This window comes from Actinophytocola sp., assembly GCF_035634895.1.
Taxonomy (GTDB): domain Bacteria; phylum Actinomycetota; class Actinomycetes; order Mycobacteriales; family Pseudonocardiaceae; genus Actinophytocola.
This window is the reverse complement of the sequence record NZ_DASQCC010000173.1, coordinates 19,725-45,650: the sequence shown is the minus strand read 5'-3', so window position 1 is coordinate 45,650 and position 25,926 is coordinate 19,725. Positions and strand designations below refer to the sequence as shown.

Annotated in this window: 26 protein-coding genes and 2 tRNA genes; 20 read left to right on the top strand and 8 right to left on the bottom strand. The window is 69.4% G+C overall.

The window, feature by feature from the left end; all coding sequences use genetic code 11:
- Nucleotides 1-6 precede the first annotated feature (6 nt).
- Together VET29_RS25830 and VET29_RS25825 are read left to right on the top strand one after the other, a co-directional pair.
- Nucleotides 7-222 (top strand): helix-turn-helix domain-containing protein, encoded by a 216-nt coding sequence (locus VET29_RS25830; RefSeq protein ID WP_324924954.1) that lies wholly within the window; start codon nt 7-9, stop codon nt 220-222.
- 134 nt (nt 223-356) lie between these two features.
- Nucleotides 357-1,412, top strand: coding sequence for a tyrosine-type recombinase/integrase (locus VET29_RS25825; RefSeq protein WP_324924953.1), 1,056 nt, complete (start codon nt 357-359; stop codon nt 1,410-1,412).
- Between the two features lie 49 nt (nt 1,413-1,461).
- On the opposite strand, the gene VET29_RS25820 is transcribed toward VET29_RS25825, so the two are convergent.
- Nucleotides 1,462-1,532 (bottom strand) — tRNA-Gly (locus tag VET29_RS25820).
- A 71-nt stretch (nt 1,533-1,603) separates the two neighbouring features.
- On the opposite strand from VET29_RS25820, the gene VET29_RS25815 reads away from it, so the two are divergent.
- The 5 genes from VET29_RS25815 to clpX all read left to right on the top strand — a co-directional run bounded on the left by VET29_RS25815 (nt 1,604) and on the right by clpX (nt 6,089).
- Nucleotides 1,604-1,677 (top strand) — tRNA-Pro (locus VET29_RS25815).
- Nucleotides 1,678-1,795: 118 nt separating this feature from the next.
- Nucleotides 1,796-3,166, top strand: coding sequence for a trigger factor (gene tig, locus VET29_RS25810; RefSeq protein WP_324924951.1), 1,371 nt, complete (start codon nt 1,796-1,798; stop codon nt 3,164-3,166).
- A 110-nt stretch (nt 3,167-3,276) separates the two neighbouring features.
- Nucleotides 3,277-3,894, top strand: a complete 618-nt coding sequence (locus VET29_RS25805) for an ATP-dependent Clp protease proteolytic subunit (protein ID WP_324924949.1) — start codon at nt 3,277-3,279, stop codon at nt 3,892-3,894.
- 31 nt (nt 3,895-3,925) lie between these two features.
- A complete protein-coding gene (locus tag VET29_RS25800) occupies nt 3,926-4,555 on the top strand; it encodes an ATP-dependent Clp protease proteolytic subunit (protein WP_324924948.1) in 630 nt (209 codons plus the stop codon).
- Nucleotides 4,556-4,787: 232 nt separating this feature from the next.
- Entirely contained in the window at nt 4,788-6,089 is a 1,302-nt protein-coding gene (clpX, locus tag VET29_RS25795; protein ID WP_324924947.1) for an ATP-dependent Clp protease ATP-binding subunit ClpX, read from the top strand.
- Between the two features lie 58 nt (nt 6,090-6,147).
- Here the strand turns inward: clpX and VET29_RS25790 are convergent, their stop codons facing one another.
- Nucleotides 6,148-6,954, bottom strand: a complete 807-nt coding sequence (locus VET29_RS25790; protein ID WP_324924945.1) for an alpha/beta hydrolase — start codon at nt 6,952-6,954, stop codon at nt 6,148-6,150.
- Nucleotides 6,955-6,988: 34 nt separating this feature from the next.
- On the opposite strand from VET29_RS25790, the gene VET29_RS25785 reads away from it, so the two are divergent.
- Nucleotides 6,989-7,570, top strand: coding sequence for an RBBP9/YdeN family alpha/beta hydrolase (locus VET29_RS25785; RefSeq protein WP_324924943.1), 582 nt, complete (start codon nt 6,989-6,991; stop codon nt 7,568-7,570).
- A gap of 20 nt (nt 7,571-7,590) precedes the next feature.
- Here the strand turns inward: VET29_RS25785 and VET29_RS44135 are convergent, their stop codons facing one another.
- Together VET29_RS44135 and fdhD are read right to left on the bottom strand one after the other, a co-directional pair.
- Complete coding sequence (locus VET29_RS44135) at nt 7,591-8,031, bottom strand: excalibur calcium-binding domain-containing protein (RefSeq protein WP_414636604.1); 441 nt, start codon at nt 8,029-8,031, stop codon at nt 7,591-7,593.
- Nucleotides 8,032-8,102: 71 nt separating this feature from the next.
- Nucleotides 8,103-8,927: a formate dehydrogenase accessory sulfurtransferase FdhD gene (gene fdhD, locus VET29_RS25775; protein ID WP_324924941.1), complete on the bottom strand. Its 825-nt coding sequence runs from the start codon at nt 8,925-8,927 to the stop codon at nt 8,103-8,105.
- An 84-nt stretch (nt 8,928-9,011) separates the two neighbouring features.
- On the opposite strand from fdhD, the gene VET29_RS25770 reads away from it, so the two are divergent.
- The 3 genes from VET29_RS25770 (at nt 9,012) to VET29_RS25760 (ending at nt 11,360) form a co-directional block, all read left to right on the top strand.
- Entirely contained in the window at nt 9,012-9,584 is a 573-nt protein-coding gene (locus VET29_RS25770) for an ArsR/SmtB family transcription factor (protein ID WP_324924939.1), read from the top strand.
- 69 nt (nt 9,585-9,653) lie between these two features.
- Complete coding sequence (locus VET29_RS25765; RefSeq protein ID WP_324924937.1) at nt 9,654-9,824, top strand: hypothetical protein; 171 nt, start codon at nt 9,654-9,656, stop codon at nt 9,822-9,824.
- A gap of 18 nt (nt 9,825-9,842) precedes the next feature.
- A complete protein-coding gene (locus VET29_RS25760) occupies nt 9,843-11,360 on the top strand; it encodes an NAD(P)/FAD-dependent oxidoreductase (RefSeq protein WP_324924935.1) in 1,518 nt (505 codons plus the stop codon).
- Here VET29_RS25760 and VET29_RS25755 read toward each other — a convergent pair.
- Nucleotides 11,341-11,598, bottom strand: coding sequence for a mycoredoxin (locus VET29_RS25755; protein WP_324924933.1), 258 nt, complete (start codon nt 11,596-11,598; stop codon nt 11,341-11,343). The genes VET29_RS25760 and VET29_RS25755 overlap by 20 nt on opposite strands.
- Before the next feature lie 46 nt (nt 11,599-11,644).
- A complete protein-coding gene (locus tag VET29_RS25750; protein WP_324924931.1) occupies nt 11,645-12,619 on the bottom strand; it encodes a hypothetical protein in 975 nt (324 codons plus the stop codon).
- Between the two features lie 142 nt (nt 12,620-12,761).
- On the opposite strand from VET29_RS25750, the gene VET29_RS25745 reads away from it, so the two are divergent.
- The 5 genes from VET29_RS25745 to VET29_RS25725 all read left to right on the top strand — a co-directional run bounded on the left by VET29_RS25745 (nt 12,762) and on the right by VET29_RS25725 (nt 18,622).
- The gene (locus VET29_RS25745) at nt 12,762-15,398 is read left to right on the top strand and encodes a valine--tRNA ligase (protein WP_324924929.1); all 2,637 of its coding nucleotides are present in this window, start codon (nt 12,762-12,764) and stop codon (nt 15,396-15,398) included.
- On the top strand, nt 15,391-16,740 hold the full coding sequence (gene folC, locus VET29_RS25740) for a bifunctional tetrahydrofolate synthase/dihydrofolate synthase (RefSeq protein WP_324924927.1): 1,350 nt from the start codon (nt 15,391-15,393) through the stop codon (nt 16,738-16,740). The genes VET29_RS25745 and folC overlap by 8 nt, the downstream gene beginning before the upstream one ends.
- Nucleotides 16,737-17,117 (top strand): DUF4233 domain-containing protein, encoded by a 381-nt coding sequence (locus tag VET29_RS25735; RefSeq protein WP_324924925.1) that lies wholly within the window; start codon nt 16,737-16,739, stop codon nt 17,115-17,117. The genes folC and VET29_RS25735 overlap by 4 nt, the downstream gene beginning before the upstream one ends.
- Before the next feature lie 54 nt (nt 17,118-17,171).
- Nucleotides 17,172-17,579 (top strand): nucleoside-diphosphate kinase, encoded by a 408-nt coding sequence (ndk, locus tag VET29_RS25730; RefSeq protein WP_324924923.1) that lies wholly within the window; start codon nt 17,172-17,174, stop codon nt 17,577-17,579.
- A 125-nt stretch (nt 17,580-17,704) separates the two neighbouring features.
- Nucleotides 17,705-18,622, top strand: a complete 918-nt coding sequence (locus tag VET29_RS25725) for an ABC transporter ATP-binding protein (protein WP_324925032.1) — start codon at nt 17,705-17,707, stop codon at nt 18,620-18,622.
- Nucleotides 18,623-18,627: 5 nt separating this feature from the next.
- Here VET29_RS25725 and VET29_RS25720 read toward each other — a convergent pair whose 3' ends face one another.
- Nucleotides 18,628-19,353, bottom strand: a complete 726-nt coding sequence (locus tag VET29_RS25720) for a hypothetical protein (RefSeq protein WP_324924921.1) — start codon at nt 19,351-19,353, stop codon at nt 18,628-18,630.
- Between the two features lie 185 nt (nt 19,354-19,538).
- On the opposite strand from VET29_RS25720, the gene VET29_RS25715 reads away from it, so the two are divergent.
- From VET29_RS25715 to VET29_RS25705, 3 genes are all read left to right on the top strand, one after another.
- Entirely contained in the window at nt 19,539-20,327 is a 789-nt protein-coding gene (locus VET29_RS25715) for an ABC transporter permease (protein WP_324924919.1), read from the top strand.
- Entirely contained in the window at nt 20,324-21,127 is an 804-nt protein-coding gene (locus tag VET29_RS25710) for an ABC transporter permease (protein ID WP_324924917.1), read from the top strand. Before VET29_RS25715 ends, VET29_RS25710 begins: the two co-directional genes overlap by 4 nt.
- 160 nt (nt 21,128-21,287) lie before the next feature.
- Complete coding sequence (locus VET29_RS25705; RefSeq protein WP_324924915.1) at nt 21,288-23,210, top strand: TIGR03960 family B12-binding radical SAM protein; 1,923 nt, start codon at nt 21,288-21,290, stop codon at nt 23,208-23,210.
- Between the two features lie 145 nt (nt 23,211-23,355).
- On the opposite strand, the gene VET29_RS25700 is transcribed toward VET29_RS25705, so the two are convergent.
- Nucleotides 23,356-24,822: a S8 family peptidase gene (locus VET29_RS25700; protein WP_324924913.1), complete on the bottom strand. Its 1,467-nt coding sequence runs from the start codon at nt 24,820-24,822 to the stop codon at nt 23,356-23,358.
- Between the two features lie 218 nt (nt 24,823-25,040).
- On the opposite strand from VET29_RS25700, the gene VET29_RS25695 reads away from it, so the two are divergent.
- Nucleotides 25,041-25,778 (top strand): TIGR03936 family radical SAM-associated protein, encoded by a 738-nt coding sequence (locus tag VET29_RS25695; protein WP_324924911.1) that lies wholly within the window; start codon nt 25,041-25,043, stop codon nt 25,776-25,778.
- Nucleotides 25,779-25,926 lie beyond the last annotated feature (148 nt).

The window sequence follows — 25,926 nt, the reverse complement described above, 5'->3', positions numbered from 1 at the left end:
GAGACAGTGAAGGTGCATCTCACGGTCGACGAGGCGGCCGAGTACATGAACACGACAATCCGGTTCGTTCGCCGGCTGATCGCCGAGAGACGGATCCCGTTCCACAAGATCGGCCGGCACGTCCGCCTGAAGGTCCAGGACGTCGATGCGTTCATAGACGCAGGTCGGGTGGAGGCATTCGACGCGACGGCTGTTCACCGGTATGTCAGGCGGGCGTCATGAGCGAGACGCGACGCCGGTTCGGCAGAGTTCGGCAACTTCCGTCCGGGAGGTGGCAGGCGCGGTATCCGGGGCCGGATGGTCAACTCCGGAACGCGCCGCGCACCTTTGCGCGTGAGAAGGACGCCGACCAATGGTTGTCGGAAGTTGAGACCGACCTCCGGCGCGGTGACTGGACCGACCCCGATGCCGGCAAGATCCCACTCGGCCAGTACGCCAAGGTATGGATTGAGGAGCGTGCGGGCCTCGCGGTTCGGTCCAAGGAGCTGTATCACGGGCTCCTGCGGAACCACCTCGATCCGTACCTCGGCCAGCTGATGCTCTCGGAGCTATCACCGGGCAGGGTGCGGCGGTGGCGCAAGGAGCGGTTGGAGGCTGGCGTGGGTGAGGTCACGGTGGCCAAGGCTTACCGGTTCCTCAAGGCGGTCATGAACACGGCGTGGCAGGACGACAAGCTAGTCAAGTCCAACCCGTGCACGATCAAGGGCGCTGGCAAGGAGGACAGTCCCGAACGGCCTACGGCGACTATCAAGCAGGCGCTGAAGGCTGCGGACAAGATCCAGCCGCGATACCGCCTGGTGGTGCTCCTCGCCACCTTCGGGAGTCTCCGCTTCGCGGAGATGATCGGTCTCCAGCGCGGGGACCTCGACCTGGAGAAGTGCGTTGTGCACGTCCGCCGGCAGGCGGTCCAGCCGGATCACGGCGACATCTTCGAGGATGACCCGAAGTCGGAGAAGGGCAAGCGGCTTGTCGCGGTGCCGTCTTTCCTGGTGCCGGAGATCCAGGCGCACCTCGACAAGTACGTCAAGCCGGGCGATGACGCGTGGGTGTTCCTCGGCGCGAAGGGTGCTCGGCCGACTCGGAACAACTTCCACACGATCTGGGACAAGGCGCGCACGGCGGCCGGCATTCCGGGCATGCACCTGCATGACCTACGGCACACCGGCAACACCCTGGCCGCCGAGACGGGCGCGACGCTCCGAGAGCTGATGGACCGCATGGGCCACGCCAGCACCCGCGCGGCGCTGATCTACCTGCACGCGAGGGAGGAGAGGGGCAAGGCGATCGCGTCCGGGATCGACGCCATGGTCAAGAAGGCCACCAAGAAGCCCAGTAAGAAGGCAACGAAGGGGCACGCCAAGGACACGAAGGGGCACGTGGAGGGCACGAAGCCGGAAAAGGAGTCCGAGTGAGGTCCACTCGGACGGCTCGATATGCCGTTGACCTGCGAGAAGAGAGTTGAGCGGGTGACGGGAATCGAACCCGCATGACCAGCTTGGAAGGCTGGGGCTCTGCCATTGAGCTACACCCGCGCACGCCGCTACCCCAAGCCGGCGCGGAGTCAGCCTAGCGTGTCGCGATAGGCTGTGTTCGGTGTCCCCAGCGGGCTGTGGCGCAGTTTGGTAGCGCATTCGCTTTGGGAGCGAAGGGTCGCAGGTTCAAATCCTGTCAGCCCGACTCGACTGGGCCGACCTGCGGATCGTGTATGACCTGCAGGTCGGCCCCGCCTGCGCCCAGATCACGCGAGTTCCATAGACTCGCGAGAGCCCACACCATTGCTACCCAGGAGATCACGTTGAAGAGCACCGTCGAGCACCTGAGCCCGACGCGGGTCCGGATCAACGTCGAGGTGCCGTTCGACGAGCTCAAGCCGAACTTCGACGCCGCGTACAAGAAACTCGCCTCGCAGGTCCGTATCCCCGGCTTCCGGCCGGGGAAGGCACCCGCGCGGGTGATCGAGTCCCGTATCGGGCGCGCACCGATCCTCGATGAGGTCGTCAACGAGGCCATTCCGGCCAAGTACATGCAGGCGATCACCGAGGGCGAGGTCCGGACGCTGGGCCAGCCCAACATCGAGGTCACCAAGCTGGAGGACGGCGACCACATCGCGTTCACGGCCGAGGTCGACATTCGGCCGGAAATCACCGTGCCGGCGTTCGGTGAGCTGTCGGTCACGGTCGAGGACCTGCAGGTCACCGATGAGGAAGTGGGCGAGCAGCTGGATGAGCTGCGTGCCCGCTTCGGAACATTGGCGGGCGTCGAGCGGCCCGCGGAGAACGGCGACTTCGTCTCGATCGACCTGTCGGCCTCGGTCGACGGCGAAGAGGTGGAGGAAGCCAAGACCGCCGGCCTGTCCTACGAGGTCGGCTCCGGCGAGATGATCGAGGGCATCGACGAGGCCATCATCGGCCTGTCCGCCGACGAGGAGCGGGTCTTCACGACCAAGCTGGTCGCCGGCGACCACGCGGGTGAGGACGCCCAGGTCACCGTCAAGATCAACACCGTCAAGGTGCGTGAGCTGCCGGAGCCGGACGACGAGTTCGCCCAGCTGGCCTCGGAGTTCGACACGATCGACGAGCTGAGGACCGACCTGCGTGAGCGTCTCGGCCGCGTCAAGAAGATGCAGCAGGGCGTCCAGGCCCGGGACAAGGTCCTCGAGGCCCTTCTCGAGGTCACCGAGGTGCCGCTGCCGGAGAAGGTGGTCGAGTCCGAGGTCGAGGTCCGCAAGCACGACGCGGTGCACACCTTCGACCACGACGAGGCGAAGTTCGAGGAGTTCCTCACCTCCCAGGGCAAGACCCTGGAGGAGTTCAACACCGACGTCCAGGAAGAGGCCGAGAAGGCCGTCAAGACCCAGCTGATCCTGGACTCGATCGCCGACGCCGAGAACGTCAACGTCAACGACAACGAGCTGACCGAGCGCATCATCTACCAGGCGCAGCGGTTCGGCATCAGCCCGGACGAGTACGTGCAGCGTGCGCAGCAGTCCGGCCAGCTCGGCGCCATCTTCGCCGACGTGCGTCGCGGCAAGGCGCTGGCCTCGGTCGTGCGCCTGGCCACGGTCACCGACGAGAGCGGTGCGCCGGTCGACCTGGACGAGCTGTTCGGGCCGCGCGAGGCGGACGAGACGGCTGACGTTCCGGTCGAGGACGCGGAGACGAAGTGACGCTCTGAGCGAACTAGGGCGGTGTCGGGCATTCGATACCGCCCGCCTTCGTTAATGTCGGACATGACACCAGTTCAACCTCGCAACCAGAGCGGAGAAGGCAGGCAGACGTGACGCAACCACGGCAGACGCCCGACATGCGGTCGGGCACCGCAGGGCTCACCCTGAACGACTCGGTGTACGAGCGGCTGCTCCGTGAGCGCATCGTGTTCCTCGGTTCCGAGGTCGACGACGAGATCGCCAACCGGATCACCGCGCAGCTGCTGCTGCTCGCCGCGGAGGACCCGGAGAAGGACATCGTCTTCTACATCAACTCGCCGGGTGGCTCGGTGACCGCCGGTATGGCGATCTACGACACGATGATGCTCGTCGAGCCCGACGTGCAGACCTGGGCGATGGGCATGGCCGCCTCGATGGGGCAGTTCCTGCTCTCGTCCGGCGCGCCCGGCAAGCGCTACGCCCTGCCCCACGCGCGAATCATGATGCACCAGCCCTCCGGCGGCATCGGCGGCTCCGCCTCCGACATCGCCATCCGGGCCGAGGTGCTCGGCAAGTGGAAGCTCGAGATGGCGGAGCTCACGGCGGAGCAGACCGGGCAGACCGTCGAGCGGATCACCACGGACGCCGACCGTGACCGGTGGTTCACGGCCGAGGCCGCACGCGAGTACGGCTTCGTCGACCACGTCGTCACCCGGGCGAGCCAGACGCCGAACGGCCACGCTCGCTGACGGCGGTCACAGACCTGAGGAGAACACACCAGTGAACAACTACTCTCCGCAGTCGCGGTACGTGCTCCCGTCCTTCGTCGAGCGCACGAGCTACGGGGTCAAGGAGTCGAACCCGTACAACAAGCTGTTCGAAGAGCGGATCATCTTCGTCGGCGTGCAGATCGACGACGCGTCGGCCAACGACGTGATGGCGCAGCTGCTGTACCTGGAGTCGGTCGACCCCGACCGCGACATCATCATGTACATCAACTCGCCGGGCGGCTCCTTCACGTCGCTCATGGCGATCTACGACACCATGCAGTTCGCCAGGCCGGACGTACAGACGTACTGCCTCGGTCAGGCCGCCTCCGCAGCCGCGGTCCTGCTGGCGGCGGGCACGCCGGGTAAGCGGTTCGCGCTGCCCAACTCCCGCATCCTGATCCACCAGCCGGCCATGGAGGGCGTGTACGGGCAGGTCTCGGACCTGGAGATCCAGGCCAACGAGATCCAGCGCGTGCGGCGGCTCATGGAGTCGACGCTGGCCCGGCACACCAACCGGGACGCCGAGCAGATCCGTGTCGACATCGAGCGCGACAAAATTCTGACCGCGGATGAAGCTCGCGACTATGGCATCGTCGATGAGGTTCTTCCGTACCGGAAGTTGTCGGCAAGCCGTCCTTGAGCTGGGCGTCGAGTGGCTCCGGATCGTGAGGTCCGGGGCCACCTGATCGGCCGAATCCGACAACTCGGCGGTCAGGTTCTCCCCCTTAGCGGGGGTTGGCAGGTACCGTCGGAGGCAACAGGCACGACCGGGCCTGGAGTGGCGTGCGCGAGACTGTCACTCAGGGCCCGTCCAGGCCACAGATCCAGGTGTGCACCCGGAGGCACACCGGAGGGGACAGAGGTCAGCGGTCATGGCGCGTATCGGCGACGGCGGAGACCTGCTGAAGTGCTCTTTCTGTGGGAAGAGCCAGAAGCAGGTGAAGAAACTCATCGCCGGACCTGGCGTGTACATCTGCGACGAGTGCATCGACCTCTGCAACGAGATCATCGAGGAGGAGCTGGCCGAGGCCGGCGACGTCAAGCTCGACGAGCTGCCCAAGCCCGCCGAGATCGACGAGTTCCTCGACCAGTACGTCATCGGCCAGGACGAGGCCAAGCGCACGCTGGCCGTGGCGGTGTACAACCACTACAAGCGCATCCAGGCAGGTGACCGGGCCCGTCCGGAGGGACGTGAGGGCCGCGAGGCTCGCGAGGAGACCGTCGAGCTCGCCAAGTCGAACATCCTGCTGCTCGGCCCGACCGGCTGCGGCAAGACCTACCTGGCGCAGACGCTCGCGAAGCTGCTGAACGTGCCGTTCGCCATCGCGGACGCGACCGCCCTGACCGAGGCCGGCTACGTCGGTGAGGACGTCGAGAACATCCTCCTGAAGCTGATCCAGGCCGCCGACTACGACGTCAAGCGCGCCGAGACGGGCATCATCTACATCGACGAGGTCGACAAGATCGCCCGGAAGTCGGAGAACCCCTCGATCACCAGGGACGTCTCCGGCGAGGGCGTGCAGCAGGCGCTGCTGAAGATCCTGGAGGGCACGACCGCCTCGGTGCCGCCGCAGGGTGGCCGCAAGCACCCCCACCAGGAGTTCATCCAGATCGACACGACGAACGTGCTGTTCATCGTGGCCGGAGCCTTCGCCGGTCTCGAGAAGATCATCCAGGACCGGGTGGGCAAGCGTGGGCTCGGGTTCGGCGCCGAGATCCGGTCCAAGGCGGAGATCGACACGGCCGACTTCTTCGCGGACACGATGCCGGAGGACCTGATCAAGTTCGGTCTCATCCCGGAGTTCATCGGCCGTCTTCCGGTGGTCGCCTCGGTGACCAACCTCGACAAGGTCTCACTGGTGCAGATCCTGACGGCGCCGCGGAACGCGCTGGTCAAGCAGTACCAGAAGCTGTTCGAGATGGACGGGGTCGAGCTGGAGTTCACAGACGCCGCTCTCGAGGCCGTGGCCGACCAGGCGATCCTTCGTGGGACCGGGGCCCGTGGGCTGCGGGCCATCATGGAGGAGGTCCTTCAGCCGGTCATGTATGACATTCCTTCGCGGACCGACGTCGCGAAGGTCGTCATCACCGAGCAGACGGTTCGGGAGAACGTGAACCCGACGATCGTGGCTCGGCAGCCTTCCCGGCGCGAGCGTCGCGAGAAGTCCGCCTGAGTTTCGTTGTCTCGTGGTCAGGGGCCGACTGTGTCGGCCCCTTTCCCTTTGTGCGCTCTTACCTCACGAACGGGTCCGCGGCCCTGCGGAACGCCAGTGGTTGCTCGATCCAGGGATAGTGGCCGCAGTCCTCGATCACCAGTGCCTCGCCGTGGGCGAACAGGCGGGCCGCGGCCAGTACCGGGGCCAGGCCGGTGCTGTAGTCCTGGGCGCCGGCGATGACCCGCACCCTTGCCTGCGTCTTTCCCAGCTGCTGGGGGAAGTCCGGGGGTGGGTCCACGCCGAAGTACGCCTGCACCGTCTCCAGGTCGGTCTGTCCCACCTGGGAGTGGGTTCGCTCTCGTTCGGTCCACACCGCGTAGGTCGCCGGGGCCGTGCGGGCCTGCCAGGCCTCGAACTCGAGCTGGTTCGCCGGGCGGTGGCCGAACGCCGCCACCGCGGCGTCGTACGCCGGTTCTCCCCGGCGGTGGGCGGTGATCTCCGCCGCGTCCGACGGGGTGTCCGTCAGGTGGGTCGACGGCGGCGTGATCAGCAGCATGCTCCCGACCGACAGGGGGTACTGCGCCGCGTGCGCCATCGCCAGTCTCGTGCCGGCCGAATGAGCCACCACGTCGAGCTGCCGCAGGCCCAGGTGTTTGCGCAGGTCTTCCAGGTCGTTCGCCTGCTGCCAGTACGACAGTGCGGGGCCCGGGGTCTCACCGACGCCTCTCAGGTGCGGGATCACCAGGTGCCCGGGCAGGCCGCCCAGGTCGCCCAGGTAGCTGGGGTGCCGGCCCGCGCCGCCGGCCAGTACCACCAGCGTCCTGCCGTCACCGGACTCGTCGTAGTGCAGAGCGGCCTGGTCTCCGGCCACAAAGATCGGCATGGTCTGACCATAACCTGGTGCCAGGATGGGGCCTATGCCTTATGTCCTGCTCCTCCACGGTCACATGGGGGCCGCGCCTCCGCACTGGCAGAGCTGGCTCGCCCACGAGCTCGCCGACACCGGCTGCGACGTCGACGTTCCGCTGCTCTCCGAGCCTGACCAGCCGAAACTGGAGGTCTGGCTGGCCGAGCTGCGCTACCAGCTGGAGGCCGCGCCCAGGCACGCCGAGCGGATCGTGCTCGCGCATTCCTGCGGGGCCGCCCTGTGGCTGCACCACGCCACCCGGCTCGCGGACGCCGACCTCCGCGTCGACCGGGTGCTGCTCGTGTCACCGCCCGGTCCGCGGTGGCGGCATCCCGACGTGCACGGGTTCAACCCCGCGCCGCTGGACGCCGCCGGGGTGCGGCGGGCCGCCGGGTGGACGCAGCTCGTCGTCGGGGACGACGACTCCGCCTGCTCCGTCGACGAAGCCGTGTCGATGGCCGCCGCGTTGAAGGTCGACCTCGACGTCATCCCCGGTGGGGCACACCTCGACGGCCACGCCGGCTACGGACCCTGGCCCGCGGCCCGCGACTGGGTTGCCGACCGGCACGCCCGGATGGTCGCCAACCGGTGACGGGCCTCGGCGACCCACGGTCACGTCTCGCACGCCACGCCGTCGTCGTCCCGATCCAGGGCTGACCGGTAGCCGGGTTCGCCGCGATGCAGGGGTGCCGCGCCGGCCGCGCGGGCCTCGGCACAGTTCGCGTAGTACACGCCCGCTGGCGCCGCAGGTGGTGGCGTGTAGGCCGGAGGCGGTGTGTACGCGGGCGGCGGTGTGTAGGCCGGGGTCGGGGGTGGCGTGTAGGGGGCTGGTTCGAGCGGCGGGGCCGTGACCTCGGGGATTTCGGTCGTCGGCGTGACTGGCAGGGATGCCGTGGTCGTCGAGGTTGTGGTGGATGTCGTCGAGGACGTCGTGGTGTCCCGAGCCGTGGCGTCGGAGGTCTCGACGGTCGGGACCGGGTCCGTTGCGGGTGCCTTGCCACCGCACGCGGTCAGGGTGAGCAGGAGGGCGGTCACCATCAGTACACGCTTCATGGCCCGGGGGTCGCGGACGGTTAACGCAGCGTTACCCCGGTCAGGGTCTCTCACCCGGTTGGGTGAGGTGCCTAGGTGGTGATGCGTTCCGGGTGGGTGTAGACGTTCATGCTCGTGCCGCGGAGGAAGCCGATCAGCGTGATCCCCTGTTCCTGGGCCAGCTCCGCCGCCAGTGACGACGGTGCCGACACGGCGGCCAGGACGGGGATGCCGGCCATCGCGGCCTTCTGCACCAGCTCGAACGACGCGCGGCCCGACACCATCAGCACCGTGCCGCCCAGTGGGACCCGGTCGTTCAGCAGCGCCCAGCCCGTCGCCTTGTCGACGGCGTTGTGGCGGCCCACGTCCTCCCGGACCACCAGCAGTTCACCGTCCGCGGTGAAGATGCCGGCCGCGTGCAGTCCGCCCGTCGACTCGAACACCCGCTGCTGTTCGCGCAGCAGGTCCGGGAACGTCACCAGGGTCTCGGGGGTCACCCGGCACTCGTCGCCGGCCGGGGAGAAGCGGGTCTTCAGCTTCACCGCGTCCAGTGCCGCCTTGCCGCACACCCCGCACGACGACGTCGTGTAGAAGTTGCGCTCCACGCCCGTGTCCGGCGGCTCCACGCCCGGCGCCAGAGCCACGTCCAGCACGTTGTACGTGTTGCGGCCCTGGTCGTCGACGCTGTCGCAGTACCGGGCCGTGCTGACGTCCGCCCGTGCGCCGATGACGCCCTCGGTCAGCAGGAAGCCGTGCGCCAGCTCGACGTCGTGGCCGGGGGTGCGCATCGTGACCGCGAGCGCCTTGCCGTCGACCCGCAGCTCCAGGGGTTCCTCGGCCGCCAGCGCGTCCTGACGGCGCCTGGCGCCCTCCGCCGAGAGCCGCAGAACCGGGCGGCGCACGGTCACTCGTCCCATGCATACAGCCTACACCGGCTATCTAAAGAACTCTTTCTAAGGAACTCTTGCGCAAGAAGTCCTTAGCAACGTATGTTGTTAAGCATGGTCAAGGATCGCAGGAACCTCACCGACCCGAAGACGCTTCGGGCGCTCGCCCACCCGCTGCGGTGGAAGCTCATCGAGTTCATCGGGCGTGAGGGCGCTGCCACCGCCACCCAGTGTGCCGAGGAGACGGGCGAGAGCGTCGCCAACTGCTCCTACCACCTCAACCTCCTCGCCAAGTACGACTTCGTGGAGCGGGCCGAGGGCGGGCAGGGGCGCGAGAAGCCGTGGCAGCTCGTCCACCAGGGGCAGAGCATCACCGACATCGGGCTGGACGAGGAGAGCAGGCTCGCCGCCCAGGCCGCCTCCACGGCCTTCCTCGACCACGCCTTCACCATGATCAGGGAGCGGTACCTGGCCTCCCACGCGCTTCCGGAGGACTGGCGTGCCGTGCTCGGCACCAACACCAGCACCGACTACCTGACCGCCGCCGAGACCGAGGAGTTCCAGGAGGCGGTCCGCGCGATCAGCGACCGGTACAAGGAGCGGCGGTACAAACCGGAGCTCCGGCCGGCGGACGCACAGCCGGTCTACGTCTTCCTGTCGACCTCGATCCCGCCGGAAAAGGCCTAGCCAAGCACCGAACCGGCCGTCGTGGCCCACGACGGCTCTCTTCGACCTGCCCAGAAACGGGAGATCATCATGGATCCGTACATCGTCCAGCACCTGTTCACCGCCCGTCACGACGACCTGGTCCGCCAGGCCGAGGACTCCCGGATCGCCCGCGAGAGCAGGGACTCGCACGACGAGTCCCGTCCGGCGCCGAAGCCGGCCTCGCGGGACAGCCGCTCCCGCCGGTTCCGTCTGGCCTGAGCCGGTAGCGTGACCGGGGTGACGGAACGCTTCGACGTGGTGGTGGTCGGCGGCGGCCACAACGCACTGGTGGCCGCCGCCTATCTGTCCCGGGCCGGGAGGTCCGTGCTCGTCCTCGAACGGCTCGACCGGGTCGGCGGCGCGGCCGTCAGCGCCACCCCCTTCCCCGGCGTGCCGGCGCGGCTGTCCCGGTACTCCTATCTGGTCAGCCTGCTACCCGACGCGATCGTCGCGGACCTCGGGCTGCGGATCACCCTCCGCTCCAGGGCCGTCTCCTCCTACACCCCGCTCGACGGGGGCGGTCTGCTCGTCGAGCACGAGCCGGGCGAGGCGACCGCGGCGTCCTTCCGGGACCTCACCGGATCGGATGGCGAACTCACCCGATGGATGTCGTTCTACGACTCACTCTCCGCGATGGCCACGGCCACCGCGCCGACCATGCTCCAGCCGGTGCCCTCCCGCGCGCGGTTCCGTGAGCTGGTGGCCGACGACCGCCTCTGGACGCAGGTCTTCGAGCAGCCGATCGGCACCACGATCGAGGAGACCTTCACCCACGACGTCGTCCGGGGCGTCGTCGCCACCGACGCGTTGATCGGCACGCACACCTCGTTGCTGTCGCCGGAACTGCTCGCCAACCGCTGCTTCCTGTACCACCTCATCGGCGGCGAGTGGCGGGTCCCGGTCGGCGGCATGGGTGCGGTGACCCGCGAGCTTTCCCGGGTGGCACGGGAGAACGGCGCCACCATCAGGACCTCCGCGCTCGTGACCCGGGTCGACGCCGACGGCACGACCGCCGAGGTGACCTACCGGACGGGCGAGCGGGAGGAGACCGTCGCCGCGGGACACGTCCTGGCCGGGGTGGCGCCCGCGGTCCTGGATCGCCTGCGTGGCAGGGAGTCCACGAAACCGGTCGGCGCCCAGCTGAAGATCAACGTGCTGCTGTCGCGGCTGCCGCGGTTGCGTGCCGGGATAGACCCGAGGCAGGCGTTCGCCGGCACCCTGCACCTCGACGAGTCCTACCGGGACCTCGAGAACGGTTACACCGCAAGCGTTTCCGGCAACGTTCCCGATCCGCTGCCCGGCGAGATGTACTGCCACACGCTCACCGACGGGTCCATCGTGGACGGCGAGCTGCACACGTTGACCCTCTTCGGTCTGCACACGCCCGCGGCGCTGTTCGAGAAGGACAACAGCGGCCGTCGCGCCGAACTTGTCGCGCGGTACCTGGCCGGGCTCAACCGCCACCTCGCCGAGCCCATCGAGGACTGCCTCGCCACCGACGAGGACGGCCGCCCGTGCATCGAGGCCCGGACCCCACTGGACCTGGAGGACGAGCTGGCCATGCCGGGCGGCCACATCTTCCACGGTGACCTGGCGTGGCCGTTCAGCGAGGAGGGCGGCGGCTGGGGGGTGGCGACCGACGTGCCGAACCTGTTGCTCTGCGGCAGCGGCGCGCGGCGTGCTGGCGGAGTCAGCGGCATAGGCGGCCACAACGCCGCCCATGCCGTGCTCGACGTCAGTTCAGCTCGGCCTTGACCTGCGCGAGCGTGGGGTTCGTGAGCGCCTTGCCGTTGGGGAAGTGCACCGTCGGCACGGTCTGGTTGCCGCCGTTCACGCTCATCACGAACTCGGCCGCTCCGGGCGTGCGCTCGATGTCGACCTCCGTGTACTCGATGCCGTCGCGCTCCAGCTGCGACTTCAGCCGCCGGCAGTAACCGCACCAGGTCGTCGAGTACATGGTCAGCGTCTCGGGGGCCTCGGGAGTCTGCGTCATGACGAGCACAACGCGAACGGACACGAAATCATGCCCGAACACGCTACTAGTGACGGCAGCCGCCCGCGGGGGGCAGTGGCGAGCGGGGGTCGAAGTACGAGCCCGGCTCGGCCTCGCCCGGCCGCCTGGTCACGGAGTGTCCCGTGGTGACCGGCGCGAGGAAGCCCTTGCGGTACGCGTCACAGTCGATCGAGTAGCCGAACCCGGACGCCGCGTCGAACCAGAGGCCGCGGCTGCTCACCGTCCACTTGTCACCGACGCGCCAGATGTAGTCGACGTCCGCGCGTACCACGACGACCGTGTTCATCGCCTCGGCGAGGCGCAGGTTCGGCGGCGGCTCGAAGGCGTACGCGAACACGTAGTTCGTGTGCACGACCAGCTCGCCCGCCTTGCCCTGCCGCGTCGACATCGTCCCGGACACCTTGGCCTCGACCGGCAGCGGCGTGCTGCCCGGCGCGACGAGGCTCACCAGCGCCTGTACCTCCGGCTCCCGCCCGTCCGCGAACAGCGGCTCCAGCTGCCGCTTCGCGTCCGGCGCCAGGAAGCCCAGGTAGCCGGTGGGGTCGTGGTCCACCAGCAGCTTGCGGTCCAGCCGGCTCGCGACCAGCACGCTCCGCACGAGCTGGGTGGTCGCGGCCACCTCGTCCGCGTCGAACTCGCCGACGGCCCGCGCCTCGGGCAGGACGAGCCCGGCCGCGCCGTCCGCCCAGCTCTCGGCCGGCGTGCCGGCGAACGGTCTGGCGGCGTCGAACGGGGCATCCCTGTCGACCCCGGCCCGCGTGGCGTCCCGGCCCTGGGCCTGGTCACCGGCGACCGGCTCGAAGACGCTGGTCCGCAGGAGCAATGCCACCACCGCGCCGACGGCGAGCACCACAAGACCGCCGGCGAACCAGCGGCCGCGGCGGCGCCTGCGTTCGGCACGCAGCATCTCGCGCACGTCCTCGGTGGCCGCGCGCGCCACAGTGCCCGCCCAGTCGGTCTCGGGGACCGCTGGAGCGGTGTCACGCTGCCGAGCCTTCAACTGCTCCCACCCTGACCCAACCAGGTAAAACAACAACCTTCCGGTGCTCAGCACATCGATTGCGCCGACCCCCGCGTTAACAAATGGCGCTGTGCGGAACTCGAATGCGGGCGGCCGGGCACGGTTCGTAAACTCTTTCGACGTGACGACCAACTCATCGCCCCAGCCCAGAGACCTCCCGCCGGTCTGGGAGCCGGCCTCGGTAGAGGCGGAGCTGTACCAGCGGTGGGTGGACGCGGGCTACTTCGCCCCGGACCCGGCGAGCGATCGTCCCGGGTTCTGCATCGTGCTGCCGCCGCCGAACGTGACGGGCAGCCTCCACATGGGTCACGCGCTGGAGCACAGCATCATGGACGCGCTGACCCGCCGTCGCCGCATGCAGGGCTACGAGACGCTGTGGCAGCCGGGCATGGACCACGCCGGCATCGCGACCCAGAACGCGGTCGAGCGCCAGCTGGCCGGGGAGGGCAAGAACCGCCACGACCTGGGCCGGGAGGCGTTCGTCGAGCGGGTCTGGGCGTGGAAGGCGGAGTACGGCGGCAAGATCCTCGGCCAGATGCGCAGGCTCGGGGACGGTGTCGACTGGTCCCGCGACCGGTTCACGATGGACGAGGGACTGTCCAAGGCGGTCCAGACGATCTTCAAGAAGCTGTACGAGGACGGCCTGATCTACCGGGCCGAGCGGATCATCAACTGGTGCCCGCGCTGCCTGACGGCGCTGTCCGACATCGAGGTCGAGCACTCGGACGACGAGGGCGAGCTGATCTCCATCCGCTACGGCTCTCTCGATGACGCCGACCGTTCCATTGTGGTGGCCACCACACGCGCCGAGACGATGCTGGGTGACACCGCGGTCGCCGTCCACCCCGACGACGATCGCTACCAGCACCTGGTCGGCACCGAGGTGGAGCTGCCGCTCACCGGCCGGATGATCCCGATCGTGGCCGACGAGCACGTCGACCCGTCGTTCGGCACCGGTGCGGTGAAGGTCACGCCGGCGCACGACCCGAACGACTTCGAGATCGGCCGGCGCCACCAGCTGCCGGCGATCACGATCATGGACGAGCGCGCGAACATCATCGTGAAGGGGCCGTTCGAGGGCCTCGACCGGTTCGAGGCGCGGCCCGCGGTCGTCGCGGCACTTCGTGATCAGGGCCGGATCGTCGCGGAGAAGCGGCCGTACGTCCACTCGGTCGGCCACTGCTCCCGGTGCGACACGGTGGTCGAGCCGCGGCTGTCGCTGCAGTGGTTCGTCAAGGTCGAGCCGCTCGCCAGGGCCGCGGGCGACGCCGTCCGTGATGGTCGGACCACCATCCACCCGCCGGAGCTGGCCAAGCGCTACTTCGACTGGGTGGACAACATGCACGACTGGTGCATCTCGCGCCAGCTGTGGTGGGGCCACCGCATCCCGGTCTGGTACGGGCCGGACGACAAGGTCGTGTGCGTGGGGCCGGACGAGGAACCGCCACAGGGCGATGGCTGGACGCAGGACCCCGACGTGCTCGACACGTGGTTCTCGTCCGCGCTGTGGCCGTTCTCGACGCTCGGCTGGCCGGACGAGACCCCGCACCTGCGCACGTTCTATCCGAACAGCGTCCTGGTCACCGGCTACGACATCCTGTTCTTCTGGGTCACCAGGATGATGATGTTCGGCCTGTACGCGATGGACGGCGTCCAGCCGTTCGACCACGTGTTCCTGCACGGGCTCATCCGCGACGCCAGCGGCAAGAAGATGTCGAAGACGCGCGGCAACGTCATCGACCCGCTCGACTGGCTGGACCGCTTCGGCGCGGACGCCACCCGGTTCACGCTGGTCCGCGGCGCGAACCCGGGCGCGGACATGGCGATCTCCGAGGAGTGGGCCGCCGGCTCGCGCAACTTCGGCAACAAGCTGTGGAACGCCACGCGGTTCGCGTTGATGAACGGCGCCACGGTGGCCCGGCCGGTGCCCGCGCGGGACACGCTGACCGACGCGGACCGGTGGATCCTCGACCTCACCGACGCCGTCGTGGCCGAGGTGGACGAGCTGTACGAGGACTACCAGTTCGCGAAGCTGTCCGACGCGCTCTACCACTTCACGTGGGACGAGCTGTGCGACTGGTACCTCGAGCTCGCGAAGGTCCAGATCGCCGAGGGCGGCAGCCGTGCGGACGACACACGAGCGGTGCTGGGACACGTCCTCGACACCGTGCTCCGGTTGCTGCACCCGCTGATCCCGTTCGTCACCGAACGCCTGTGGACGACGCTGACCGGCGGCGAGTCGCTGGTGGTCGCCTCGTGGCCGACGGTTTCTGGCGAGGCCGCCGACGGGGCGGCCGCGCGGCGGATCGCGGGCGTCCAGAAGCTGGTCACCGAGGTCCGGCGGTTCCGCAGCGACCAGGGCGTCAAGCCGGGCCAGCGGGTCAAGGCCCGGCTGTCCGGTGTGGACGAGGCAGGTCTTTCGGCGCTGTCACAGGCGGTCTCGTCGCTGGCGCGGCTCGAGGCGCCGGGCGAGTCGTTCACGCCCAGCGCGTCGATCGAGGTCGCGTTGCCGGGCGGACACGTGCACGTCGAGCTGGACCTGTCCGGCACGGTCGACCTCGCGGCCGAACGCAAGCGGCTCGAGAAGGACCTCGCCGTGGCCCGGAAGGAGCTGGCCGGCACCGAGGCGAAGCTGTCCAACCCGAACTTCATGGGCAAGGCGCCCGAGGAGGTGGTCGCGAAGATCCGGGCGCGGCGCGACGCCGCGGCGGCCGAGATCGAACGGATCACCAAACGGCTGGGGTCGTTCGGTGACTGAGGCCCTCGACGATCTTCGCCAGGTCGAGACGGAGCTGAACACCCGCTGGCCGGAGACGAAGATCGAGCCGACCCTGCGGCGGATCGGCGCGCTGGTGGACCTGCTCGGCGACCCGCACAGGACCTACCCGATCCTGCACGTGGCCGGCACCAACGGGAAGACGTCGGTCACGCGCATGATCGACGCGCTGCTGACCAGGATCGGGCTGCGGGTCGGCCGGTACACCAGCCCGCACCTGCAGGTGGTGACCGAGCGGATCGCCATCGACGGGGCCCCGATCGCGCCTGAGCGGTACGTCGAGGTCTACCGCGACGTCGAGCCGTACGTCGAGATGATCGACCGCGGCGCCGAGGTGCGGATGAGCAAGTTCGAGGTGCTGACCGGCATGGCGTTCGCGGCGTTCGCGGACGCGCCGGTCGACGCCGCGGTGCTGGAGGTCGGCCTGGGCGGCAGCTGGGACGCGACGAACGTCGCGGACGCGAAGGTCGCCGTGGTGACGCCGATCGCCGTCGACCACGTGGAGTACCTCGGTGCCGACCTCGCCGGGATCGCCGGCGAGAAGGCCGGGATCATCAAGCAGGGCTCGATCGCACTGCTGGCCGAGCAGCGGCCCGAGGTGATGGAGGTGCTGCTGCGCCGCACGGTCGAGGTCGACGCGACGGTCGCGCGGGCGGGCCTGGAGTTCGGGGTCCTGCGCCGGGACGTGGCGGTCGGCGGTCAGGTCCTCAAGCTGCAGGGGCTCGGCGGCGCGTACGAGGACATCTTCCTGCCGCTGCACGGTGCGCACCAGGCGGCCAACGCGGCGCTGGCGCTGGCGGCGGTGGAGGCGTTCTTCGGCGCCGGCGCGCAGCGGATGCTGGACGCCGAGGCGATCCGCGAGGGCTTCGCGTCGGTGGTGGTGCCCGGCCGGCTGGAGCGGGTGCGGTCCGCCCCGACGGTCTTCGTGGACGCCGCGCACAACCCCCATGGCGCGCAGGCGCTCGCGGACGCGCTGGACGCGGACTTCGGCTTCCGCAACCTGGTCGGCGTGGTGAGTGTGATGCAGGACAAGGACGTGCGGGGGATCCTGGCCGCACTGGAGCCGGTCCTGCACGAGGTGGTCCTGACGACCAACTCGTCGGAACGCGCGATGCCGGCGGAGGAGCTGGGTGAGATCGCGACGGAGATCTTCGGCTCGGAACGGGTCGAGGTCCAGCCCCGGCTGGACGACGCCGTGGACCGGGCCCTCGCGCTGGCGGAGGAGGACGCGGGGGAGCCGCTGTCCGGAGTCGGTGTCGTCGTGACGGGCTCGGTGGTGACCGCGGGCGAGGCACGCGCGTTGCTGGGCAGGGAACCGGCGTGAGCGGCCCGTCGAGGCCCGACCCGATGCGGTCGTTCGTCGGCGTGATGTCGGCGGCGCTGGTGCTCGAGGTGATCGTCGTCCTGCTGGCGCTGCCGGTGGTGGCCAAGCTGGGCGGTGGGCTGGCCACGTGGCAGGGCGTGCTGGTCGGCGTGCTGGCGCTGCTGCTGTTGGTGACGTGTGCTTTCCTGAAGCGGCCGTGGGGCAGGTGGGTGGCGGCGGGCCTGCAGGTCGTGCTGGTCGCGTGCTGGTTCGCGGTCGTGGCGCTGGGCGTGCTGGGCCTGGTCTTCGGCCTGGTGTGGGCGGTGCTGCTGTGGATGCGCCACGACGTGGCCAGGCGGATGGCCGAGGGCAGGCTGCCGAGCCAGCAGGCGGAGTGACCCCGTTACCCTTTCCGCGCGAGGAAGTTCCCCCAAGAAGGAGTACCTGTAGTCGTGAGCGAGCGCACCCTGGTCCTGGTCAAGCCGGACGGCGTCAGCCGTGGGCTGGTCGGCGAGATCATCTCCCGCATCGAGCGCAAGGGCCTGACGCTGGCCGCGCTGGAGCTGCGCAACGTCGAGCGGAGTGTGGCGCAGCAGCACTACGCCGAGCACGCCAGCAAGCCGTTCTTCGAGTCGCTGCTCGAGTTCATCACCTCCGGCCCGCTGGTGGCCGCGGTCATCGAGGGCGACAACGCGATCGCCGCGTTCCGCCAGCTCGCCGGCGCCACCAACCCGGTGCAGGCCGAGAACGGCAGCATCCGCGGTGACTTCGCGCTGGAGGTCCAGTACAACATCGTGCACGGCTCCGACTCCCCGGAGTCCGCCAAGCGCGAGATCGACCTCTGGTTCCCCGGTCTCTGAACGACCACCGCAGTTCGAGGGCTTGGTCGGATCCGACCAAGCCCTCGACCGGTTCAGGAGCCGGTTCGGCCGCGAGGACTGACAGCGAACACTCGGCACCTGGCGTTACGCTCCGTGATGTGGCGATGGTCATGGCGCGGGGGCTGGTCAAGCGGTTCGGTCGGCTGACCGCCGTGGACGGGATCGACGTGGACGTCCGGCGCGGCGAGGCGTTCGGCTTCCTGGGCCCCAACGGCGCCGGCAAGTCCTCGACCATGCGCATGATCGGCTGCGTGTCCCCGAGGACCGGCGGTGACCTGCGGGTGCTCGACATGGACCCGGACCGCGACGGCCCGCGCATCCGTGCGCGGCTGGGGGTCGTGCCGCAGCAGGACAACCTGGACACCGAGCTGACCGTCCGGCAGAACCTGCACGTGTACGGCCGGTACTTCGGCCTGTCGAAGGCACACGTGCGCGCCAAGGCGGTGGAGCTGCTGGCCTTCGCCCAGCTGACCGAGCGTGCGGACGACGAGGTCGACCGGCTGTCCGGCGGCATGAAACGACGCCTCACGATCGCCCGCTCGCTGATCAACGACCCCGAACTGCTCCTGCTCGACGAGCCGACCACCGGCCTGGACCCCCAGGCCCGGCACCTGCTGTGGGACCGGCTGGTGCGGCTGAAGCACAGCGGCGTCACGCTCATCATCACGAGCCACTACATGGACGAGGCCGAGCAGCTGTGCGACCGCGTGGTCGTGATGGACGCCGGCCGCATCGCCGCCGAGGGCAGCCCGGCCGAACTGATCGGCCGGTACAGCACCAAGGAGGTCGTCGAGCTGCGCTTCCGTCCCGACGAGGACACCACGGCGGTGGAGGACCGGCTCAGGGACCTGACCGACCGCATAGAAGCCCTGCCCGACCGCCTACTCCTGTACACCACGGACGGCGAGGCGGTCCTCGGCGCCGTCCACACCCGCGGCGTGCGGCCCGTGAAGAGCCTCGTCCGCCGCAGCACCCTGGAGGACGTCTTCCTACGCCTCACCGGCCGCGGTCTCGTGGACTGAGGCGTTCACGTCAGCTGGTCCAGTGCCGCCCGGCCCGACTGTCCACTCAGGTCCCAGTCAACCGCGCCGAGCAGCAACGCGATGACCGCGTCCGCGAAGATGTTCGCCTCTTTCCAGCTGTGCCGGGGATGCCCGCCCGGCCGCACCCGGTACCGCAGCACGAAACCGTCGAGCATGGCCTGCAGCACCGACGACAGGCGCTTGAACGTCCACTCCGGACGCAACACGAAGTCGTGCTGTGCCGCGAGAGTCTGGTACAGCCGAAGCCATGCCCGCGTCGTCTCCCGCGCGCCGGGCGTCATCGCCTTCGCCAGCTCGGGGTGCCGGGGAAGCAGCGGACCGAGGTGCAGCACGAGATAGCTCCGCGGATACTGCACCAGGCTCGTCAGCAGCTCCTCCGTGACGTCCGCGATGTGCTGTGACATCGTCGTTTCCTGGCTGTGCCGGGGCGACGGGATCTCCGGCCGCGCCGGCTGCGCGCGGAGCATCGCGAACACCACGGCGTCCGCGAGGAAGTCGGTCCGCGTCTCCCACCGGTTGAAGAACGCCCGCCGCCGCGCCGCCTCACCCGACGACCACTTCGGGGCCAGCCGGATCACGTCGTCGGTACGCAGCCAGTCCAGCGCCGTCGGAAACGTGATGTGCCCCAGTCGAACCGCCTGGTCAGCGCCGATCGGCTCCGCTTGGAGGTAAGCGTCCATGAGATCGGCCGCCACGGAAAGAAACCCCATCGCCACCGTGTCGTGGCGGGAAGGGCCTGCGCGTAGCACCACCTTGTCGTGGCCTTTCGTCCATGGCGAAACCAACAGAGAATATTGCCTTATTTCAAGGAAAAACGCAGCCCTGCGAACGAGTGAAGCTTGCCGCCACGGACTGTGTTTTCCATCCGAGGCGTCACTTGGCTGTGGGGTGCGAAATGGCACGCGTGGTCAACCCCGTGCACGCGGCACTGATCGTCGTCGAGGGAATGTGGACCTGGTACCGGCGCAACTGGCGTGCCACCTTCGTGTCCAGCGTCGTCCAGCCGGTGCTGTTTCTGCTGGCACTGGGCTTCGGCCTCGGCTCGCAGATCCGGCCCACCGAGGCGACCGGCGGACTGCGGTACGTCGTGTACCTGGCCCCGGCCCTGCTCGTCGCCACCGCCGTGCAGATCGCGGCCTTCGAGTCGACGTACCCGATCCTGTCCGCGTTCAAGTGGCAGCAGACCTACCTCGGCATCGCCGCCTCACCCATCACACCCGGTCAGATCTTCGGCGGCCACCTGATGTGGGTGGCGTTGCGGCTCGGCGTGGCCGGCGGCGCCTACCTGGCGGTCGCCGGCCTGCTCGGCACGCTGACAAGCGTCGGCGTGCTCTCGTCCCTGCTGGCCTCCGTGCTCGCCGGCCTCGCGTTCTCCGCGCCCGTCGCGGCGTACTCCGCGACGCTGCGGAGCGAGGGCCAGCGGTTCAGTGCTTTCTTCCGGTTCGTCGTCGTGCCGATGACCCTGTTCGCCGGCACGTTCTTCCCGATCACGCGACTGCCGGCGTGGCTGCGTCCCCTCACCTGGGCAACCCCCCTGTGGCACGGCACGGAACTGTCCCGCGGCGCGGCGTTCGGCGACCTGTCGCCGCTCGCGACGATCGGGCACCTGGCGTTCCTGCTGGCGATGCTCGTCGCCGGCACGTGGTTCGGCGTGCGGACCTTCACGAGGAGGCTCGCGGCGTGAGCACCGGGGTGCTGCTGCGGGTGCTGCCGCCGGGCCTGTACGCGGGCCGCGCGCACGTGCTGGTCGAACGGTCGTTGCTGGTGAACCGCCGGCTCTGGCTCACTGTCGTGTCCGGTTTCTGCGAGCCGCTCTTCTACCTGTTCGCCGTCGGCATCGGGATCGGCACGCTGGTCGGAAACGTCGCCGGGCCGGCGGGACCGGTCAGCTTCGTGCAGTTCCTGGCACCCGCGCTGCTGGCCGCGTCCGCCATGAACGGCGCGGTCTACGACGCCACCTTCAACGTCTTCTTCAAGTTCAAGTACGCCAAGCTGTACGACGCGATGCTGGCGACCCCGCTCGGTCCGGTCGACGTCGCCGTCGGCGAGATCGCGTGGGCGCTGCTGCGTGGCGGCCTGTACGCGGCCGGCTTCCTGACGGTGATGCTGGGCATGGGCCTGATCTCGTCGGCCTGGGCGGTCCTCGCGCTGCCCGTGGCACTGCTGGTGGCGTTCTCGTTCGCCGCGGCCGGCATGGCGTGCACGACCTACATGCGGTCCTGGCAGGACTTCGACCTCATCCAGCTCGTACTGCTGCCGATGTTCCTGTTCTCGACGACGTTCTTCCCGCTGACGGTCTACCCGGGCGCCGTCCGCGTGGTGGTCCGGTGCCTGCCGCTCTACCACGCGATCGAGCTGATGCGGAACCTGTGCGCCGGGGTGGTCGGGTTGGGACTGCTGGGGCATGTCGCGTACTTCGTGGTGATGGCCGGGGTCGGTGTGGTGGTCTCGACCCGCCGGCTGGGGGTCCTGCTGCTGAGATGAGCGCGGCCCACATCGCGCCAGCACCCAGGTCGCGCCTGGAACAGCGGGCCGGTGATCGTGATGCCGAGGTCCGCGCCGTAGCAGGAATGGTTCAGGGCTCAACTATCCCGCCCGGGGGATCACGTCCGCAAGACCGGCGAGGGTTACCCTTGGACCCACTATGAGCGTTGAGTCCGTCTTTCCTGAGCTGGAGCCGTTGCTGCCGAGGGTGTCCAAGCCGGTCCAGTACGTCGGTGGAGAGCTGAACTCCACGGTCAAGGACTGGGACGCCACCACGGTGCGCTGGGCGCTGATGTACCCGGACGCCTACGAGGTGGGCCTGCCCAACCAGGGCGTCATGATCCTCTACGAGGTGCTCAACGAGCTGGCCGACGTGCTCGCCGAGCGCACCTACGCGGTGTGGCCCGACCTCGAGAAGCTGATGCGTGAGCACGGCGTCCCACAGTTCACCGTGGACGCGCACCGGCCGGTGGGCGCGTTCGACCTGCTGGGCGTCAGCTTCTCGACCGAGCTGGGCTACACGAACCTGCTGACCGCGCTCGACCTGGCCGGCATCCCGCTGCACGCGGCCGACCGGACCGCCGACCACCCGATCGTGGTCGCCGGCGGGCACGCCGCGTTCAACCCGGAGCCGATCGCCGACTTCGTGGACGCGGCCGTGCTGGGGGACGGCGAGGAGGCCGTCCTGGAGATCACCGCGCTGGTCCGCGCCTGGAAGCAGGAGGGCCGTCCCGGTGGCCGGGACGAGCTGCTGACCCGCCTCGCGGAGACCGGCGGCGTGTACGTCCCGAGGTTCTACGACGTGGGGTTCTCGCCCGACGGCTCGCTGAACCCGGTGGTGCCCAACCGCGACCGCGTCCCGGTGACGGTGGCCAAGCGCACCACGATGGACCTGGACGCCTGGCCGTACCCGAAGAAGCCGCTGGTGCCGCTGGCGGAGAGCGTGCACGAGCGGATGAGCGTGGAGATCTTCCGCGGCTGCACCCGGGGCTGCCGGTTCTGCCAGGCCGGCATGATCACCCGGCCGGTGCGGGAGCGGTCGATAGAGGGCATCGGCGCGATGGTCCACAGGGGACTGGAGGCGAGCGGGTTCGAGGAGGTCGGCCTGCTGTCACTGTCCAGTGCGGACCACTCGGAGATCGCGGAGATCACCAAGGGCCTCGCGGACCGGTACGAGGGCACGAACACGGGTCTGTCACTGCCGTCGACGCGCGTCGACGCGTTCAACATCGACCTGGCCAACGAGCTGTCCCGCAACGGCAGGCGTTCCGGCCTGACCTTCGCCCCGGAGGGCGGCAGCGAGCGCATCCGCCGCGTGATCAACAAGACGGTGTCCGAAGAGGACCTGATCCGGACGGTGAGCGCCGCGTACGCCAACGGCTGGCGCCAGGTGAAGCTGTACTTCATGTGCGGCCTGCCGACCGAGACCGACGACGACGTGCTGCAGATCGCGGCGATGGCGCAGGAGGTCATCCGCGCGGGCCGGAAGGCCAGTGGCCGCAAGGACATCCGCTGCACGATCTCGATCGGCGGCTTCGTGCCCAAGCCGCACACGCCGTTCCAGTGGGCCGCCCAGTGCGACCCGGACACGGTGGACAGCCGGCTGCGCAAGCTGCGGGACGCGGTGAACTCCGACCGCGGCCTGGGCCGCAACATCGGCATGCGTTACCACGACGGCAAACCGAGCCTGATCGAAGGCCTCCTGTCCCGCGGTGACCGCCGGGTCGGCCGGGTCATCGAGCGCGTCTGGCGCGAGGGCGGCCGCTTCGACGGCTGGAGCGAGCACTTCTCGTACGAGCGCTGGACGGCCGCGGCGGCCGCCGAGCTGGAGCCGCTCGGCGTGAGCCTGGCCTGGTTCACCACCCGCGAACGCGCCGAGGACGAGATCCTCCCGTGGGACCACCTCGACTCGGGCCTGGACAAGCAGTGGCTGTGGGACGACTGGCAGGACGCCCTGTCCGAACAGGAACTCGACGACTGCCGCTGGACCCCGTGCTTCGACTGCGGCGTCTGCCCGGCCATGGGCACCGACATCGAGATCGGCCCCACCGGCCGAAAACTCCTCCCCCTGACCCCCGTCTAACCCCGCGAGACCCGCGTTCACACACACCGAACTACGGTTTCGCACACACCGAACTGCGGTTTCGTGCAGGTACGTGTGCACGAAACCGCAACTCATGGTGTTTGAACGCGGGACTCGCGCTGTGTGAACGCGGGACTCGCGGGGGTCAGCGGGCGCCTACGGCGGCCATGGCGTCCGTGAGGCCGTGGCCGTAGAAGCTGTTGTACGGCTGATAGCCCGTGCAGTAGGCGTCCTGCGCCCCGGTTCCGTCCAGGTCGTAGTCGGCCGGGCACGGCAGCGGGTCCGCCTGCTCCGTCAGCATCTTCGAGAGCGTCTGCGGCGTGGCCTCCGGGTGCTCGGACGCGAGCAGCGCCGCCACCCCGGTCACGTGCGGCGCGGCCATCGACGTGCCGCACATCTTCTCGTAGCCGCCCGGCACCGTGGACAGCACGCAGGTGTCGTCCTGCTGCTTGCCGCCGGACGGGTCGTAGGCCTGCGGCTTGGTCTCCCCGCCGGGGGCGGTGACGTCGATGACACCCAGCCCGTAGGAGCTGTAACTGGCCTTCAGCGCGTTGCGGCCCACAGCCGACACCGCGACGACCCCACGCAGCCCCGCCGGCAGCACCTTGCAGCTGGCGTCCAGCGTCCGCCGGCCCGACGTCGACGGGTCCTCCGCCGCCCGGCCGTTCGGGTCGGCCAGGTCCGCGCCCTCGTTGGTCGCCGCCGCGACCGTCAGCACGCCGTGCGAGGTCGCGTAGTCGACGGCGCGCCGCACCGACTCGTACACCACGTGCTCGCTGTCCCGGTCGCACGTCATCAGCCACGGGTCGACGAAGTAGCTGTTGTTGGTCACCCGCATGCCGTTGGCGGTGGCCCACATCAGCCCGCACACCGCGTACTCCGGGAGGATGAACCCGGCATCGTCCACGACCTTCACCGACGCGATCCGCACCCCGGGCGCCACGCCCGTGATCCCGCGGCCGTCGTCCGCCGCCGCGATCGTGCCGGCGACGTGCGTCCCGTGCGGCGACGCCGTCGGCTCCCACGCCGCGGGCGACGGGTCGGCCCTGCCGGACAGGCATCCCGCGGACGCCGACCGGTCCAGCGCGTTCGTCAGGTCCGGGTGGTTGGGGTCGACACCCGAGTCGAGCACCCCGACCAGCACGTCCCCGCTACCCGGCGTGATCCGCCGCGCCCGGTCCGCGCCGATCATGGTCATGTCCCACTGCTCGGCCGTCCGGTCGGAGTCGTCGACCTCCGCCGGGTCGGTCGTGACCGTCGCCTCGCCGCTCCGGCCGGCGTCCCTGAGCACCCGCTGGGCGCTGAACGCCCGGTCCGTGCCCAGCCGCGCCGCGAACCCGGCGTCGGCGGAGTTGGCGACCCCGACCGCGATCTCCGGGTAGTACACGGTCATCGCGCCACACGCGGAGCCCACCTCGGAGGTCGCGGCCGGCTCGGCCGTCCCCGGGGCGAAGAGGACGAGGTAACGCAGCTCCGCGTTGCTCGAGGGCGCGCAGGCGTCGCTCGGTGGGTCCACGACCACGGCGCTCGCGTTCGCACCGGCCGTGACCAGGGATGTCGCGAGCACCACGGCACTGACCGCTGCCGCCGGTAGACGGCGCAGCAGAGGCACGGGTGACCTCCAGTTGTTGGGGCGGCCGGTTCTCCGACGCCGGCACTCCAATGTCCGGACGGTAGTCAGGCAGCCGCTGCCCAGACAAGCTCACCGACCGAATTGGACCTGGGGGTACGGTGCCAGCAACGTCCGGTGTACACCACCGGAAGAGCCCACTTCCACCAGAAGGAGTAACGCTGACCAGCGACGATCGCCCGAACCCCTCCGCCGCGGCGGTGCAGAGGCTACGGCTCCGGTACGCCAAACGCGGCCCGCTGCGGTTCACCTCACACCGGGACGTGGCACGCGCGTTCGAGCGCGCGCTGCGCCGGGCGAAGGTGCCGATGGCGTACTCCCAGGGCTTCAACCCGCACCCGAAGATCTCGTGGATCGGCGCCGCGCCGACCGGGGTGGCGAGCGAGGCCGAGTACGTGGAGATCCAGGTCGTCGAGGAGCAGGACCCCGACACGCTGGTCCAGATACTGGACTCGGCGATGCCACCCGGGCTCGACCTGCTGGAGATCGTCCCGGCCGACGGGGGCGCGTTCGCGGACCGTATGGAGGCCAGTAGGTGGCGCCTGGAGCTGCCCGGCGTGTCGCCGGACACACTTCGTGCGGCGTTCGCCCAGCTCATGGCCGCCGAGGTCATCGAGGTGGAACGGCTGACCAAGAACGGGATGCGCACGATCGACGCACGGGCCGCGGTCATCACCGGGTGGGTCGAAACCGACCCGGTCGAGTCTCCTTCCACACCTCCTGTCGACCCGTGTGGGATACTCGTCGTGGTTGTGCGACAGCTGACACCTGCCGTGCGACCGGACGACGTGCTGAGCGCGCTCCGCGTCATCGCCGCTCTCGAACCGCCGGTGCCCGCGAAGGCGACCCGGATGGCCCAGGGACGGCTCGACGACGGCGGAGGTCTGTTCGACCCGCTGGCCCCGGATCGGGCCGCGCGGGCTTCGGCGTCCGGGTGACGCCCGGCGCGACGTCATGACTGACCTGCCGTGGTCGCCGGGCTAGCGCCCGGTACACACGGCGTAGAGGCGAGGATTGCCGTCGCCACGGCGACGGAGAAGGACAGCACGCTTCACCGAAGGAGCACGGTGGAGCTGGACAACGAGG

Coding starts and splice junctions, on each gene's coding strand:
- clpX (WP_324924947.1), top strand. CDS start 4,788: ATGGCGCGTATCGGCGACGGCGGAGACCTGCTGAAGTGCTCTTTCTGT.
- VET29_RS25790 (WP_324924945.1), bottom strand. CDS start 6,954: ATGCCGATCTTTGTGGCCGGAGACCAGGCCGCTCTGCACTACGACGAG.
- VET29_RS25785 (WP_324924943.1), top strand. CDS start 6,989: ATGCCTTATGTCCTGCTCCTCCACGGTCACATGGGGGCCGCGCCTCCG.
- VET29_RS44135 (WP_414636604.1), bottom strand. CDS start 8,031: ATGAAGCGTGTACTGATGGTGACCGCCCTCCTGCTCACCCTGACCGCG.
- fdhD (WP_324924941.1), bottom strand. CDS start 8,927: ATGGGACGAGTGACCGTGCGCCGCCCGGTTCTGCGGCTCTCGGCGGAG.
- VET29_RS25770 (WP_324924939.1), top strand. CDS start 9,012: ATGGTCAAGGATCGCAGGAACCTCACCGACCCGAAGACGCTTCGGGCG.
- VET29_RS25765 (WP_324924937.1), top strand. CDS start 9,654: ATGGATCCGTACATCGTCCAGCACCTGTTCACCGCCCGTCACGACGAC.
- VET29_RS25755 (WP_324924933.1), bottom strand. CDS start 11,598: ATGACGCAGACTCCCGAGGCCCCCGAGACGCTGACCATGTACTCGACG.
- VET29_RS25725 (WP_324925032.1), top strand. CDS start 17,705: ATGGTCATGGCGCGGGGGCTGGTCAAGCGGTTCGGTCGGCTGACCGCC.
- VET29_RS25720 (WP_324924921.1), bottom strand. CDS start 19,353: ATGGGGTTTCTTTCCGTGGCGGCCGATCTCATGGACGCTTACCTCCAA.
- VET29_RS25715 (WP_324924919.1), top strand. CDS start 19,539: ATGGCACGCGTGGTCAACCCCGTGCACGCGGCACTGATCGTCGTCGAG.
- VET29_RS25705 (WP_324924915.1), top strand. CDS start 21,288: ATGAGCGTTGAGTCCGTCTTTCCTGAGCTGGAGCCGTTGCTGCCGAGG.